The organism is Ruegeria sp. BHSC043 (assembly GCF_059612985.1).
This window is the reverse complement of record NZ_JBXWRS010000007.1, coordinates 118,090-133,044: the sequence shown is the minus strand read 5'-3', so window position 1 is coordinate 133,044 and position 14,955 is coordinate 118,090. Positions and strand designations below refer to the sequence as shown.

16 protein-coding genes are annotated in these 14,955 nt (G+C 61.3%); 3 read left to right on the top strand and 13 right to left on the bottom strand.

Features of this window, described 5'->3' with window-relative positions; genetic code table 11:
- Positions 1-33: 33 nt before the first annotated feature.
- The 4 genes from AC2FMM_RS12640 to AC2FMM_RS12625 form a co-directional block, all read right to left on the bottom strand.
- Positions 34-672: an acyl-homoserine-lactone synthase gene (locus AC2FMM_RS12640; RefSeq protein WP_496682126.1), complete on the bottom strand. Its 639-nt coding sequence runs from the start codon at positions 670-672 to the stop codon at positions 34-36.
- 82 nt (positions 673-754) lie between these two features.
- On the bottom strand, positions 755-1,474 hold the full coding sequence (locus tag AC2FMM_RS12635; protein WP_496796740.1) for a helix-turn-helix transcriptional regulator: 720 nt from the start codon (positions 1,472-1,474) through the stop codon (positions 755-757).
- A gap of 362 nt (positions 1,475-1,836) precedes the next feature.
- The gene (gene ccrA / locus AC2FMM_RS12630; RefSeq protein ID WP_496682128.1) at positions 1,837-3,123 is read right to left on the bottom strand and encodes a crotonyl-CoA carboxylase/reductase; all 1,287 of its coding nucleotides are present in this window, start codon (positions 3,121-3,123) and stop codon (positions 1,837-1,839) included.
- 112 nt (positions 3,124-3,235) lie between these two features.
- The gene (locus AC2FMM_RS12625) at positions 3,236-4,621 is read right to left on the bottom strand and encodes a 1-acyl-sn-glycerol-3-phosphate acyltransferase (RefSeq protein ID WP_496796739.1); all 1,386 of its coding nucleotides are present in this window, start codon (positions 4,619-4,621) and stop codon (positions 3,236-3,238) included.
- A 146-nt stretch (positions 4,622-4,767) separates the two neighbouring features.
- Between AC2FMM_RS12625 and AC2FMM_RS12620 the strand changes: the two genes are divergently transcribed.
- The 3 genes from AC2FMM_RS12620 (at position 4,768) to deoD (ending at position 7,897) form a co-directional block, all read left to right on the top strand.
- On the top strand, positions 4,768-6,735 hold the full coding sequence (locus tag AC2FMM_RS12620; RefSeq protein ID WP_496796738.1) for a protein meaA: 1,968 nt from the start codon (positions 4,768-4,770) through the stop codon (positions 6,733-6,735).
- A gap of 114 nt (positions 6,736-6,849) precedes the next feature.
- Positions 6,850-7,167, top strand: coding sequence for an H-NS histone family protein (locus AC2FMM_RS12615; protein WP_496682133.1), 318 nt, complete (start codon positions 6,850-6,852; stop codon positions 7,165-7,167).
- 19 nt (positions 7,168-7,186) lie between these two features.
- A complete protein-coding gene (gene deoD, locus AC2FMM_RS12610) occupies positions 7,187-7,897 on the top strand; it encodes a purine-nucleoside phosphorylase (protein ID WP_496682136.1) in 711 nt (236 codons plus the stop codon).
- 30 nt (positions 7,898-7,927) lie between these two features.
- On the opposite strand, the gene AC2FMM_RS12605 is transcribed toward deoD, so the two are convergent.
- From AC2FMM_RS12605 to AC2FMM_RS12565, 9 genes are all read right to left on the bottom strand, one after another.
- Positions 7,928-8,773, bottom strand: a complete 846-nt coding sequence (locus tag AC2FMM_RS12605; protein WP_496796737.1) for an urea carboxylase-associated family protein — start codon at positions 8,771-8,773, stop codon at positions 7,928-7,930.
- Between the two features lie 325 nt (positions 8,774-9,098).
- On the bottom strand, positions 9,099-9,245 hold the full coding sequence (locus tag AC2FMM_RS12600; RefSeq protein WP_496796736.1) for a hypothetical protein: 147 nt from the start codon (positions 9,243-9,245) through the stop codon (positions 9,099-9,101).
- Between the two features lie 136 nt (positions 9,246-9,381).
- A complete protein-coding gene (locus tag AC2FMM_RS12595) occupies positions 9,382-10,161 on the bottom strand; it encodes a succinate dehydrogenase iron-sulfur subunit (RefSeq protein ID WP_496683194.1) in 780 nt (259 codons plus the stop codon).
- Between the two features lie 12 nt (positions 10,162-10,173).
- On the bottom strand, positions 10,174-11,979 hold the full coding sequence (gene sdhA, locus AC2FMM_RS12590; RefSeq protein ID WP_496683195.1) for a succinate dehydrogenase flavoprotein subunit: 1,806 nt from the start codon (positions 11,977-11,979) through the stop codon (positions 10,174-10,176).
- Positions 11,980-11,998: 19 nt separating this feature from the next.
- On the bottom strand, positions 11,999-12,370 hold the full coding sequence (sdhD, locus tag AC2FMM_RS12585) for a succinate dehydrogenase, hydrophobic membrane anchor protein (protein ID WP_496796735.1): 372 nt from the start codon (positions 12,368-12,370) through the stop codon (positions 11,999-12,001).
- Between the two features lie 13 nt (positions 12,371-12,383).
- Entirely contained in the window at positions 12,384-12,770 is a 387-nt protein-coding gene (sdhC, locus tag AC2FMM_RS12580) for a succinate dehydrogenase, cytochrome b556 subunit (RefSeq protein ID WP_149776949.1), read from the bottom strand.
- 215 nt (positions 12,771-12,985) lie between these two features.
- Positions 12,986-13,648, bottom strand: a complete 663-nt coding sequence (locus AC2FMM_RS12575; RefSeq protein WP_496711663.1) for a DUF1194 domain-containing protein — start codon at positions 13,646-13,648, stop codon at positions 12,986-12,988.
- A gap of 60 nt (positions 13,649-13,708) precedes the next feature.
- Positions 13,709-14,737, bottom strand: a complete 1,029-nt coding sequence (locus AC2FMM_RS12570) for a MaoC family dehydratase (protein ID WP_496796734.1) — start codon at positions 14,735-14,737, stop codon at positions 13,709-13,711.
- Positions 14,737-14,943 carry a DUF1737 domain-containing protein gene (locus AC2FMM_RS12565; RefSeq protein WP_496683208.1) on the bottom strand — a complete coding sequence of 69 codons (207 nt, stop codon included), beginning with the start codon at positions 14,941-14,943 and terminating at the stop codon, positions 14,737-14,739. The genes AC2FMM_RS12570 and AC2FMM_RS12565 overlap by 1 nt, the downstream gene beginning before the upstream one ends.
- Between the last annotated feature and the right edge of the window lie 12 nt (positions 14,944-14,955).

Here is a 14,955-nt window from a genome sequence, read left to right as displayed (position 1 = left end):
CGCGCCAGTCTGCGCCAGATGCGGAATCCAACGTCAGGCAGACAGTGCGAACCGATGCCGCGCGGTGGACCCAAAGGCTGTTCGGAACCACAGCCGCGACAGCTCGCGCGGGATGCCCGCCCGCTCGGCCACACGGTTGCAGTCCTCGGCCGAATAGGGCCACAGTCCGACCGAGATCTGGTCGCGCCCAGTTCCCTCCGAGCCCAGCACGATCGGAGACGACCCGATCAGGCGATAGATGCGAATCATGCGCGCATCAAAGACCCCCGCGATGTGGGTCAGGCCAAAGCCCTCCATCACTTCGCCGCCGCTCAGCATGATGGCACCGGCCGTGTGCGGGCTGGCCCCGCGCGACAGGCAGAATCGGGTCACTTCCCAGATCAGGGGGCTGCAAATCGGCCGACCTCCGGTCAGATGTCCAAACACGTCATTCACCATGACCGAGCCCGTCGTCGGCAGAATTCGCATGGACCCGCCATGGCTGCCATCCGGCTCCTCCCAGATCACATACAGCGGGTTCAGATCATCATACTGGTCCCGCTCCTCGCCTTTTTCGTTGACGTGAACGTCCCACCCCAGGCGGGTCTTGAATTGATCGGCGCGGTCGCGAAACATCCCCTCGGCCAATTTCGGAAATTTATGAAGTTCGTCAGCGTATAAATAACGCAGCATGACTTTTCCCCTTGTCGTCCAGTGCTGGAACGAAGGGGGTACAAAGCCATGGTTAATTTACTGTGTTTGGGGCGCGCGGCCCTTAAACCACTATTAATCCCCGGCTCAGGGCTTTTGCGATGGCGTGCGTGGTGTTCAACGCCCCCAGCTTGGCCCGCGCGCTTTCGATATAGACCCGCAGCGTGTGTTCGGAAATCGACAGGGAATGGGCGACCTGCGCCCGACTGTAACCAAGGGCCAAAAGTGTCATGGCATCAATCTCGCGCGGCGACAGCGAACGGGGCGAATCCGGTTGCCGGGACCGCTCGAATTCCAGCGCCTTTCGGTTGAAGTAATGCGCGATCAGGATCAGTTCGCGGCCATATGCGCCGATGAAGGCCTGCCACGCGTCATCCGTACATGAATGGTTCACGGTAAAGAGGGCAAACTGGCCATTCGGGCCGCGGATAGGTATCGAGTAGCCTTGATTGCCGACCCCGTGCGCCAATGCATCCTTCAAAAAGGCCTTGGCGACCTTGCCCGACCAGTCCAGCGCCTTCCAGTCAACCGGCTGGAACCGTTGGAAACAGCCCAGAATGACCGGATCGATGCGATGATAGTTGCGCTCCTGATAGCGCTCGGCCCAGGCGTCGGGATAGGTCGTGCACCCATATTGGTCGCCGCCGCCATCGACCCAGTGATACACGATGTGATCGATTTTCAGCTTGTCGCGAAGCCCGACGGCAACCGCGCCCAGCTCGTCAAGCGTGCTGGTGTTTTCCAAGTCCTCCAGGACCTGACTCAAATCGACCTGCGTTCCCATTCGACGGTGCCCGCGCCTCACGCTCGAGGGACGCAATCTCGGCCGCTGCAATCAGCTTCGTGTCATCAAGCTGTTCGGCCAAAGCCGTCAGCCCATTGGCAACTGCGAAGGCGTTGAGGTCCGACAGTACGTCCAGTATCCACTCATTCTGCGCCATCAGGGTCGCTCCGAAACAGTTAACGAAGGGTTAACACAACCATAACATGTGTGTGAATTTGTTGCATATTCACTTCTTTCTACTCCCCAAAAATGGCGGGTCCGCAATCTCCAAGCGACTGAAGTTCAAGCAGGGGCTGCAAAACAGAAAACGCCCGCGAGTCGCCGGAACGATTCGCGTGCGTTAATGTGTTTCAATGCCCCGCTCAACCGCGGGCGTCCAAGACCTCCTCGAGGGTGCGCAGCCCGGTGCGCGGCGCCTGAACCAGAACCGACATGTTTCCTGGCTTGTGCTCGTTGCGCATCATCTTCATGTGGGCTTCGGGCAGTTCGTTCCAGGGGAACACCTCGGACATGCAGGGATCAAGCCGCCGTTCGAGCATAAGTCGGTTCGCCGCCGAGGCCTGCTTGAGATGCGCGAAATGCGACCCCTGCAAGCGTTTCTGGTGCATCCACATGTACCGAACGTCGAAGGTCAGGTTGTAACCGGTGGTGCCGGCGCAGATGACCACCATGCCGCCCTTCTTCACCACGAAGGTCGAGACCGGGAAGGTGGCTTCGCCGGGGTGCTCGAAAACCATGTCGACATTCACGCCCTTGCCGGTGATGTCCCAGATCGCCTTGCCGAATTTGCGGGCTTCCTTGAACCATTCGGCGTATTCGGGTGTGTTGACCGTAGGCAACTGACCCCAACAGTTGAAATCCTTGCGGTTGATGACACCCTTGGCGCCCAGCCCCATGACGAAGTCGCGCTTGCTTTCGTCCGAGATCACGCCGATTGCGTTGGCGCCCGCCGTGTTGATCAGCTGGATCGCGTAGGAGCCCAGACCGCCCGACGCGCCCCAGACCAGAACGTTCTGGCCCGGCTTCAGGTCATGCGGTTCATGCCCGAACAGCATCCGATAGGCAGTGGCCAGCGTCAGCGTGTAGCAGGCGCTTTCCTCCCAGGTCAGATGCTTGGGGCGCGGCATCAGCTGCTGCGCCTGCACGTTGGTGAATTGCGCAAACGACCCATCGGGCGTTTCATAGCCCCAGATCCGCTGGCTGGGTGAATACATCGGGTCACCGCCGTTGCATTCCTCGTCGTCGCCGTCGTCCTGGTTGCAGTGGATCACGACCTCGTCGCCGACCTTCCAGCGTTTCACCTTGTCGCCCACCGCCCAGACGATGCCTGATGCATCCGAGCCCGCGATGTGATACGGGGCCTTGTGGCCATCAAAGGGGCTGATCGGTTTGCCGAGCGAGGCCCAAACGCCGTTGTAGTTGACGCCCGCCGCCATCACCAGAACCAGTACTTCGTGGCTGTCCAGCTTGGGCACATCGACCACTTCCAGCTGCATCGCAGTGTCGGGCTCACCGTGGCGCTCCTTACGGATGGCCCACGCATACATCTTCTTCGGCACATATCCCATCGGCGGGATTTCACCCATTTCGTAGAGGTCTTTTTCCGGTGCCTCGTAGGACGCGATGCCGCTGTCGGTGTCCAAAGCCATTGTGGCCTCCTCTGTCAAACATGTTCGCCGCGACGCAGAATCGCGCGCTTCATAGGCTGGAATATTGGCCCATGAGTAATTTTGCAACCCATTTCGGATCATTATTGAAATTTTATGACCCAGCAGCCGCAGAAATTTCTTTTGCAGCCGCAGAACCATCCGGGTCTTCGCTGATGGGCGCTGAGGCGGCATAATACTGCATCAGATCCAGCCGCTCGACCGATGGCGACAGCATACCGTTGTTTCTGCTCAGTATTCGCCGTTCGACCAGTTGTTCGATCGCTGGCGGGATGGCCTTCAGGTCTTCGTCTGTGGCGCCCTCCCGCCGCATCAGCTCGGCGATCCGTGACTGAACGTCAGACTCGGAGATGGTGCCGTTCTCGCGAACGAGCCAACACGCGGCGGGCGCTGGTACCAAAGGAATCGCCCGACCGATCCGACGCATCAGTTCTCGGGCCAGATCCGTCATCAAGTCCGGGCCAGCTTGTTTGCGGAACTCCTGCAGCGAAATGGGCAGGCCGTACCGAACCGAGGCCAAGCCGAACCGCTTGTAGCGCCCGATGATACGGCGCCATACCTGTTTCAGGCTCCACCTTGTGATCACGCCGATCCGAGCGCGAAACCGCCGTTCGCTGCCTAGGGCGGCAGCGGTCAGGATCGTATCCTCCAGCACCCTGTCATAGTTCAGCGCAACCGGCACGAACACCACATCCCGCCCATCGGGGCTGGTGCCGTCGATGATGTATTTCAGCAGCCCCAGCTTGGGTCGGCCCAGCGCCCCGGTCAGGCTTAGGCCACCTTCAGGAAACATCGCCTGCGTGACACCGGCATTGGTGGCCAAGCGCACATAGCTGGCCAGAACCTGCCGGTAGAGTTCGCTGCCGGACTTGCGCCGGATGAAATAGGCTCCCATCGCGCGGATCAACCGGCTGAGCGGCCAGACCCGTGCCCACTCGCCCACCGCATAGGACAGCGCCGACTGTTGCGCGGCCAAATAGGTCACCAGAACATAATCCATGTTGCTCCGGTGATTCATTACAAAGACCACGGTTGCTTTGGGATCGATCTCCTTCAATGCGGCCTCGTCCTCGTGGCTGAGGCGGACATTGTAGAACGCGTTGCTCAACCATCGAGCCAACCGAATGGCAAAGCTGAAATACATGAAGGCCGAAAACGACGGGACGATTTCCCGGGCGTATCGCCGGGCCTGCTCGAACGCGACCGCTTCGGGGATACCATGTTCTTCGGCGTGGTGCTGAACAGCCTGACCAACCTGCGGGTCATAGATCAGGCGTTGGATCATGTCATGACGCTCGGCCAGTTTGAACGGCTGGATTGGCCGTTGCAGGCGCTGGTTCAACCGTTCAACAGCCCGTTCAAGCCGGCGGCGAAAGAACCAGCGCACCGACGGGAACAGGAAATGCGAGGCAAAAGTGACCGCGGCAAACACCACGATCAGAACAAACAGCCAAATCGGTAGCTCAACGGTCTGCGTCATGCCGGCACAGTGCCATCAAACCGCCGCCGTCACAATCGGCAGCACACCGTACATGCCGCAACGCAGCGAATTGACATGTGCTGAAAATTGCGCTTTAGAACCCATGAGAGAAATATTGTTACCCATCTACGCATGAGGCTCTGACCATGACGCAGACGCAGAAAGACCGCCCCTGGCTCATCCGAACCTATGCCGGTCATTCCACGGCCAAAGCCTCGAACGCGCTGTACCGGTCCAACCTGGCCAAAGGGCAGACCGGTTTGTCGGTGGCCTTCGATCTGCCGACGCAGACGGGTTATGACAGTGATCACACTCTGGCCCGGGGCGAGGTCGGCAAGGTCGGGGTGCCGGTCTGCCACCTGGGGGACATGCGGGTTTTGTTCGATCAGATCCCGCTGGAGCAGATGAACACGTCGATGACGATCAACGCCACAGCCCCTTGGCTGCTGGCGCTGTATATCGCGGTGGCCGAGGAACAGGGCGCCGATGTGTCCAAGCTGCAGGGCACGGTACAGAACGATCTGATCAAGGAGTATCTCAGCCGCGGCACTTATGTCTGCCCACCCAAGCCCTCGCTCAAGATGATCGCGGATGTGGCCGAGTACTGTTATTCGAACGTACCGAAATGGAACCCGATGAACGTGTGTTCCTATCACCTGCAAGAGGCCGGCGCGACGCCCGAGCAGGAGCTGGCCTATGCGCTGGCCACCGCCATCGCGGTCCTGGACGAGTTGCGTCCCCGCGTTCCGGCCGAGGATTTTCCGGCGCTATGCGGCCGCATCTCGTTCTTCGTGAATGCGGGCATCCGATTTGTCACCGAAATGTGCAAGATGCGGGCCTTTGTCGACCTTTGGGATGAAATACTGCAACAACGTTATGGCGTGGAAAACCCCAAGTTCCGCCGATTCCGCTATGGCGTTCAGGTCAACTCGCTGGGCCTGACCGAGCAGCAGCCCGAGAACAACGTCTATCGCATCCTGATCGAGATGCTGGCCGTGACCCTGTCGAAAAAGGCGCGCGCCCGGGCGGTGCAATTGCCCGCTTGGAACGAGGCACTGGGCCTGCCGCGCCCCTGGGACCAGCAATGGTCGATGCGAATGCAACAAATCCTGGCCTATGAGACAGACTTGCTGGAATATGACGACCTGTTCGACGGCAACCCGGTGGTCGATGCCAAAGTCGAGGAACTGAAGCAGGGCGCCCGGGCCGAGCTGGCCAATCTGGAGTCGATGGGCGGTGCGGTTGCGGCGATCGACTACATGAAATCGCGGCTGGTGGATTCCAACGCCGAGCGGCTCAACCGGATCGAGCGCAACGAGACCATCGTCGTCGGCGTGAACCGCTGGACCGAGGGTGAGCCCTCGCCGCTGCAGACCGAGGATGGCGGGATCATGGTCGTCGATCCGGCGGTCGAACAGGAACAGATCGATCGCCTGAACGACTGGCGTGCCGCCCGCGATGACGCCGCCGTGAGCGCGGCGCTGGCCGATCTGCGCGCCGCCGCGCAATCGGGCGCCAACATCATGGAGCCCTCGATCGCCGCGGCCAAGGCCGGCGTCACCACCGGCGAATGGGCCGAAGAGATGCGGCGCGTCTTTGGCACCTATCGTGGCCCGACGGGCGTTTCGGGGTCGGTCTCGAACAAGACCGAAGGCTTGGACGACCTGCGCGCGGCGGTGGATGCGGTCAGCGACCGCCTGGGGCGTCGCCTGAAATTCCTGGTGGGCAAGCCGGGGCTGGACGGCCATTCCAACGGTGCCGAGCAGATCGCCTTCCGCGCCCGCGACTGCGGCATGGACATCACCTATGACGGCATCCGCCTGACCCCCGAGGAAATCGTGAAGTCGGCCAGGGATCAGCAAGCTCATGTGATCGGCCTGTCGATCCTGTCGGGCAGTCACCTGCCGTTGGTTCAGGAAGTTATGACACGCCTGCGCGAAGCTGACTTGGGTGATATTCCTGTTGTCGTCGGGGGCATTATCCCGGACGAAGACGCGGATCGCCTCAGATCGATGGGTGTTGCCAATGTCTATACTCCCAAGAATTTCGAACTGAATGCGATCATGGGAGACATCGTGGCGTTGGCAGATCGAAAAACGATCGCCGCAGAATAAAACAGAAATGAGCGCGCTTATTATTCGATTTCAGTAAAAAAGATTAGAAAACAAAGAAAGTTCTCCTTACCGTGTGCGGACAATTCGCAACCGAAATTGACAGGTACGGGGAAAATGGCGATCAATCTTGAAAAAATGTCGCGTCAGGAACTTCTGGAATTGCGCGGCCAAATCGACACGGCCTTGGAGAATGCCGAGGCCCGCGAGCGCGAAGAAGCCCTGAAAGCGGCTGAACAGGCCGCGGCGGCTTATGGGTTCTCGCTGTCGGACCTGACGGTGAAGGCGTCCAGATCTGGAAAGAGCGGCAAAGCCAAGGCAAAATACCGGAATCCGGCTGACCCTTCGCAAACTTGGACGGGGCGCGGGCGCAAACCGAAATGGGTACACGAAGCGCTGAAAGCCGGAGCAGACATAACCGATCTCGAAATCTGAATGAGGGTTTTGTACCAAAATGACAATTCACATTGGCGCCGAAAAAGGTGAAATTGCCGAAACCGTGCTTTTGCCCGGCGACCCCTATCGCGCGAAATGGGCAGCGGAAACTTTCCTGAGCAATGTCCGCCAGATCAACGATGTGCGCGGAATGCTGGGATTCACCGGCGAATGGAAAGGCAATCCGGTCACCATTCAAGGCAGCGGAATGGGAATGCCCTCGCTGTCTATTTACGTCAATGAACTGATCCGGGACTACGGCGCGAAAACCCTGATCCGCATCGGCTCGTGCGGTGGCATGCAGGAAAACGTCAAACTGCGCGATGTGATCATTGCGATGACGTCAACGACGCTCAGCACGCCGTCTCGGGGCATCATGAAAGAGATCAACTTCGCGCCCTGCGCCGACTGGTCGCTGTTGCAGGCGGCCGTGCAGGCGGCCGAGGCGAAAGGAACCCCGATGCATGTCGGCGGTATCTACTCGTCGGACGTGTTCTATGACGAACGCCCCGACCTGAACGAGCAGATGGTGCGCCACGGCATCCTGGGTGTCGAGATGGAGGCCGCCGAGCTGTATATCCTGGCCGCACGGCACAAATGCCGCGCTCTGGCGGTTCTGACCGTGTCCGATCACCTGCTGACCGGCGAGGCCCTGCCCTCGTCCGAGCGCCAGAGCAGCTTTGGCGACATGGTGGAAATTGCGCTGCACGCCGCCTTCCCGAACGCCTGAAGCCAACCGGCCCGGGGCTATTCCCGGGCCTCAGCGCCCGTGCGAGCGGTCATAGCCATTGGGCGCCGGGCTTTGCCATCCGGTCAACGTCCCTTCGGCAGGCGCAAACACTTCGACAAGCAGCGGATGACAGGCGGCGGTGTCCGATGAATGCTCGGCCGAGCAATCCCCGCCCGGGCATGCGCTGAGGTCGCCCAGCAGATCGATTTCAGCGAAAAACTCCAGATAGTCGCCCGGACGCACCGGCGACGCCTTCATGAAATACTGCCCGGTATCGCGGGTGAAGCCGGTGCACATGAACACGTTCAGCACGTCGTGCACGGCCGGCTCGGCCTCGGCCAGCGAAAGGCCCAGATGATCGGCCAGCGCCCGGGTCAGGTTGGAATGGCAACACTGGTGATACTGCGTGCCCGACAGCAGATTGCCGGTGTAGGGGTCGCAGCGCGTTCCGATCAAGTCATGCACCGACCCGCCATATTCGTCGATGCCGTACCAGTCCAGCGTGTCGGCCACGATCGTCGCCATGGGGCGCAGATGGGGAAAGCTGGACCACAGCCGCTCGCCCGTCGTCACATGGGTTCCGTGCAGCGCGCGGGTCTTGCCCGAATAGAAACGCTCGGACAGGTCGTGCAGGTTCCAAAGATTCAGGTCACCGACCTGTGGGCCCTCGACCGAAGTAATGCGAAAGAAATGCCCAGCCGGAACCTCAAAACACCGCGCATCGCGTGGCGGGACCAAAACCTCGCCCGTTTTGCGCGCGGTTGACCGGGCCGCCCCAAGCAGCGGCATGTCCGGCGCCGACAGGCTGTCATTGGGATAGCAGATCACCGGAGCGATGGCCCGGCGGGCGGCGGCGTCGGGTGGTGGGTTCGTCATGCTGCGTCCGTCCATGTTTTCGTCACAGTGACGCAGATCGCGGCGGCGGGAAACCCCAAGGAGTCGCTGGCGCCGAAATGTCAGGTTCCGGTTCGCTCGCACTGGTTCGGCTGCGTCTCGGAACGGGACACGGCACCGCAGAATGCACAGCTCCAGATCCCGTCCTTCCGGTGTCGCCGCCACCGACAGTCCCGCGTCAGCGCCGACGTGCGCGATCGCCAAAAGAAATAGGCGAATACACCGGCGGCGAGCAGGAGCAGAAGAATAGGCATGCCCCTGCTTCGCTCACATCGTGCCGATGTTCAAGCCCAACCCCCGCCGCACATCAGGCCGCGTTGGCGTATTCGAACAGTTCGGGTTCCTTGTCCTCGGCGTGTTTTGCCGGCGCGGGTGTATAATAGGCCCAAGCCTGCTCCAGCAACTTCAGGGCTTCGGTTGTATCGGTTTTGGCGGTGCTGTTTTCGGTTTTCATCGGAGTGATCCTGTTTCCAATCCGTCACTCCTCCCCAGCGCCAAACATAAGCCCGACCGCGGCGACGCACATCCGATGATTTCACATGTGGGCCATGCACTTGCCGCAATGCGGCAAGTGCGGTCTTGGTTCGGGGTCAAACGGTGCGTTCGACCATCAGCTTCTTGATCTCGGCAATCGCCTTGGCCGGGTTCAGACCTTTGGGGCAGGTCTTGGCGCAGTTCATGATCGTGTGGCAGCGATACAGCTTGAACGGATCCTCGAGCTGATCCAGACGCTCGCCCGTGGCCTCGTCACGGCTGTCGATGATCCAGCGATAGGCATGCAGCAGCGCCGCGGGGCCAAGATAACGGTCGCCGTTCCACCAGTAGCTGGGGCACGAGGTCGAGCAGCTGGCGCACATCACGCATTCATAAAGGCCGTCCAGCTTCTTGCGGTCCTCGATCGACTGCCGCCACTCTTTTGCGGGACGGTTGGTCTTGGTTTCCAGCCACGGCATGATGCTGGCGTGCTGCGCATAGAAATGCGTCAGATCGGGGATCAGGTCCTTGACCACCGGCATGTGCGGCAGCGGATAGATCTTCACGTCGCCCTTGATCTCGTCCATGCCGTAGATGCAGGCCAGCGTGTTGATCCCGTCGATGTTCATCGCGCAGGAGCCGCAGATCCCCTCGCGGCAGGACCGGCGGAAGGTCAGCGTCGGGTCGATCTTGTTCTTGATGTAGATCAGCGCATCCAGGACCATCGGGCCGCAATCGTCCATGTCGACGAAATAGGTGTCGACCCGCGGGTTCTGGCCATCGTCCGGGTTCCAGCGATAGATCTGGAACTTGCGCACGTTGCTCGCCCCTTCGGGCTTGGGCCAGGTCTTGCCCGTCGTGATGCGCGAATTCTTGGGGAGGGTCAGTTGTACCATGTGTTCCTCTCCTTAGAAGGTCCGCGCCTTGGGCGCGATCTTTTCAAGGCTGATGCCGCCCTGTTCTTCGGGCGTCAGCGGATCGACGATGACCGGGCGATAGCTCAACTCGACCGAGTTGCCCTCGACCCGCGCCACGGTGTGCACGCGCCAGTTCTCATCGTCGCGCTCGGGGAAGTCCTCGTGCGCGTGGGCGCCGCGGGATTCCTTGCGCGCCTCGGCACCAACGATGGTGGCCAGCGCGTTGGGCATCAGGTTGGTCAGCTCCAGCGTTTCCATCAGGTCGCTGTTCCAGACCAGGCTGCGGTCGGTGACCTTCAGGTCGTCCAGCTTTGCCGCGATCGCGGTCATCTTCTCGACGCCTTGCGCCAGCGTCTCGGCGGTGCGGAACACGGCTGCATCTTCCTGCATGGTCTTCTGCATTTCCAGCCGCAATTCGGCGGTCGGGGTCGCGCCATTGGCGTTGCGCAGCGCGTCGAACCGGTCGAAGGCCTTGTCGACCGACGCCTTGTTCAGCACAGGGTTCGGCGCCTCGGGGTCCACCACCTTGCCGGCGCGGATCGCGGCGGCCCGGCCGAACACCACCAGGTCGATCAACGAATTCGAGCCCAGTCGATTGGCACCGTGCACCGAGGCGCAGCCGGCCTCGCCCACGGCCATCAAGCCGGGCACCACGGCGGTGGGGTTGTCGGCGGTCGGGTTCAGAACCTCGCCCCAATAGTTGGTCGGAATGCCGCCCATGTTGTAGTGCACCGTCGGCAGAACCGGGATCGGCTCCTTGGTCACGTCGACGCCGGCAAAGATTTTGGCCGACTCCGAGATCCCCGGCAACCGTTCAGCCAGAGCCTCGGCCGGCAGGTGCGACAGGTTCAGGTGGATGTGATCACCATTCTTGCCCACACCCCGCCCTTCGCGGATTTCCATCGTCATGCAGCGGCTGACATAGTCACGCGGCGCCAGGTCCTTGTAGTGGGGCGCATAGCGCTCCATGAACCGTTCGCCTTCCGAGTTGGTCAGATATCCACCCTCGCCGCGCGCGCCTTCAGTGATCAGACAGCCCGAGCCATAGATGCCGGTCGGGTGGAACTGCACGAATTCCATGTCCTGCAGCGGCAGACCCGCGCGGGCCACCATGCCACCACCATCGCCGGTGCAGGTATGGGCCGAGGTCGCGCTGAAATAGGCGCGGCCGTAACCGCCCGTAGCCAGCACGACCATCTTGGCGTTGAAGACATGCATGGTACCGTCGTCCAGCTTCCAGCAGACGACGCCCTGGCACTGACCGTCCTCGGACATGATCAGGTCGATCGCAAAATACTCGATGTAGAATTCCGCGTTGTTCTTCAACGACTGTCCGTACAACGTGTGCAGGATCGCGTGACCGGTCCGGTCGGCGGCGGCACAGGTGCGCTGCACCGGCGGGCCCTCCCCGAATTCAGTGGTGTGGCCACCGAAGGGGCGCTGATAGATCTTGCCTTCCTCGGTCCGGCTGAAGGGCACGCCATAGTGCTCCAGCTCATACACCGCCTTGGGCGCCTCGCGCGCCAGGTATTCCATCGCGTCGGTGTCACCCAGCCAGTCCGAGCCCTTGACGGTGTCATACATGTGCCACTGCCAGTGGTCGGGGCCCATGTTCGACAGCGACGCCGCGATGCCGCCCTGTGCCGCGACGGTGTGCGAGCGCGTCGGAAAAACCTTGGTCACGCAGGCCGTGCGCAGCCCCTGCTCGGCCATGCCCAGCGTGGCCCGCAGCCCGGCCCCACCGGCGCCGACGACAACCACGTCATATTCGTGCGTTTCGTATTCGTATGCAGCCATTTCTTTCAGCTCCGGGGTGTTAGAGGGCGATGCGGGCGATGGCAAAGATGCCAGCGGCGGCCGCGCCATAGGACAGACAGGTCACGAGGATGATCAGAACCTTTTCAAGCGTGCCGTGCACATAGTCCTCGATCATCACCTGCGCGCCATTGGCGAAGTGCTTGAAGCCAACGGCCAGCGTCAGCGCCGCAACGATGGCCGGGAACGGGCGCGAATAGTAGTCCAGCATCACGTCATAAGGCTGGCCCAAGGTCGGCCCGAAGGTAAAGACGAACAGCGGCACGAGGATCAGCAAGGCAACCGAGCTGACCTTCATCGCCCAGAAATGCTGGGTGCCGGATTTGGCCGAGCCCAGGCCAAGGGCACGCTTGCGGTCGGTAAGGTAACGCATGTCAGGCCTCCGGTTATGCAACGATCAACAGGGTGACGAGGGTCAGAACGACCGATCCGATCACGACCGCCCAACCCAGCTTGTAGGCAGTGGGCAGGTCCAGCCCGACGGCGTTGTCCCAGATCAGGTGGCGGATGCCGGCCAGGGTGTGGTACCACAGCCCCCACAGCGACAAAGCCATCACCAAGTCGCCCAGCAACGACGTAATCACGGCATTGGCGGTTGCATAGGCCTCGGGCGAGGTGGCCGCGGCCAGGAACCACCACACGATCAGCAGCGCCGCCACCAACATGGCGTTGCCGGTGATCCGCGTGAGGATCGAGGTGACAGAGGTCAACTGTGGACGATAGATCGACAGATGCGGCGAAAGCGGGCGGTTCCCCCGATTGACATCGGCCATGGCGGCTCCTTTTTGGGTTGGCTACCGAAGGTTTTACTGCTTTTTACATCTCTGTCACGCGCCGCAGGTGCAAAAAAGAGCAAATTGCGCGCAAATGACCCTATTGGCCGTTTTTTGTGATCACGCAAAATATTCCCGTGATCACAAATCTCATCGCCACCCGTCAATGTTAGCGTTTTCAGGCCGCAAGCGATGTGATCACGAATCTTTTTCCGTCACTTGACCCTGGCCGTCTGGCGGGTGACTTCGCGCAGCAGTTTCTTGCGGATACGTTCTGGATAGTCTTCAAAACCCGCAGCCGAGACCACGAAGGCACCTTCGCCCACGATGACGTTTTCATAGAAATAGGCGGTCAGATCGGGCTCGCTTTCCTCGATGGCGATGGCGTTCACGGTGATCCCCTGACGGCGCAGCAGGTCGTGTATCTCGGTCGGCTCAATGCCTTCGTTCGACACCCCGTCGCCCGAAATGTCGATCAGGCGGCGCTTGCAGTCGGGTACGTCCAGAAAACTGTTCACGGTCATTTCCAACGCCTCGCCGATCGCGGTCGAGAAGTTGCGCCACACGCGGGGATCGGTCGCCACCTGTTCCGCAAATGCGTCCACCGCGGCGAACCCGTCGATGCGGGTCCAGGGGATGGTGATGCGCTGGCGCGACGCGCCGGTCCATTGCACCAGCATCAGCCGGGCCTGGCCGCGCACCAGCGCCTCGGACACGGCCGGGTCGCGCAACCCGGCCGCCAGGCCATCCATCTGGATGCGGTATTCCGAACTGTCGACCGAGCCGGAAACATCCACGGCCAAAGCCAGCGCCAGATCGCAGGCCGACGCCGGACGGCCAAGGCAGAGCGCAGCAGCAAGGATACGCAGAAAAGACATGAGCCGAACCTAGCACGGTTCGGCCCGGTCGGAATCACAAGACTGTGGGGGTCAGCCCGCTCAGATCGGCATCAGCGCCCAATAGTCCAGATCCAGCAGCACGTCGGGGCTGTACTTTCCATCCTGGCCGCGCAAGGCAAAGGGCTCGCCGCCCTTGGTCGCCACCAGTCGCAGGCGGATGGCACCCACACCCGGCACGCCGGTTTCGGCCTTGTCCAACACCTCGGACCACGCCTTGATGGTGTCTCCGGCGAAACAGGGATTGGCATGGGCACCGCCGTTCAGGCCGACGATCATCTGCGCATTGGCCAGCCCGTTGAAGGACAAGGCGCGCGCCATCGAGATCACATGGCCGCCATAGATCAGCCGCCCATCGGGCCGGAAAGTCAGGTCGAAATGCACTTTGGCGGTGTTCTGCCACAAGCGGGTGGCCAGCATGTGCTCGGCCTCTTCCACGGTCACGCCATCGACATGGTCGATGGTTTCGCCGATCTGGTAGTCACCCCAGCGGTGCGGTTCACCTGCCAGAGCAAAGTCATATTTGCTGAAATCCAGCCCGTTCGGCACCATGAGGTCACCGGGCTCCAGCGCCTTTTTAAGGTCCGGCACCACGGTTTCCGGGGCAGGCGCGTCAAGGTTCGATTTCCGCACCATCACCCAGCGCACATATTCGATCACCACCTCGTCGCGCTGGTTCAGCCCGCGCGTGCGCACCCAGACCACGCCGGTCTTGCCGTTCGAGTTCTGTTTCAGCCCGATGACCTCGGATTCCGACCGCAGGGTGTCTCCGGGATAGACCGGCTGCAGCCAACGCCCCTCGGCATAGCCCAGGTTCGCGACCGCGTTCAGCGACACATCCGGAACCGTCTTGCCGAACACCACATGGAACGCCGCCAGATCGTCGATCGGGCTTTGCGGCAGGCCACAACTCCGGGCGAACTCGTCCGAGGAATAGAGCGCGTGGCGGGCGGGATAGAGCGCATGATAGAGCGCGCGCTCACCCACCGTCACGGTGCGGGGCACCGCATGGTGCAGCACCTGCCCGATGGCGTAATCCTCGAAAAAGCGGCCCGGATTGGTTTTTGCCATTACTGCTGTCCCAGTTTCATGTCAGGGGAATAATCGGCCGCGACCTGCTTGGTCACGGCCTGCGCACAGCGCATCTTGTTGGTGGACGGATCGAAGGCATAGGCCGGAGAGCCGTGCAGCTCCCACCCTTTGGCCAGCGCCTCGGACACCTTGTGGCAGAAGGCCGAGGTGTCCTCTTCGGTCAGCAGTCGATAAAGTTTCGCCATCAGATCACCCGC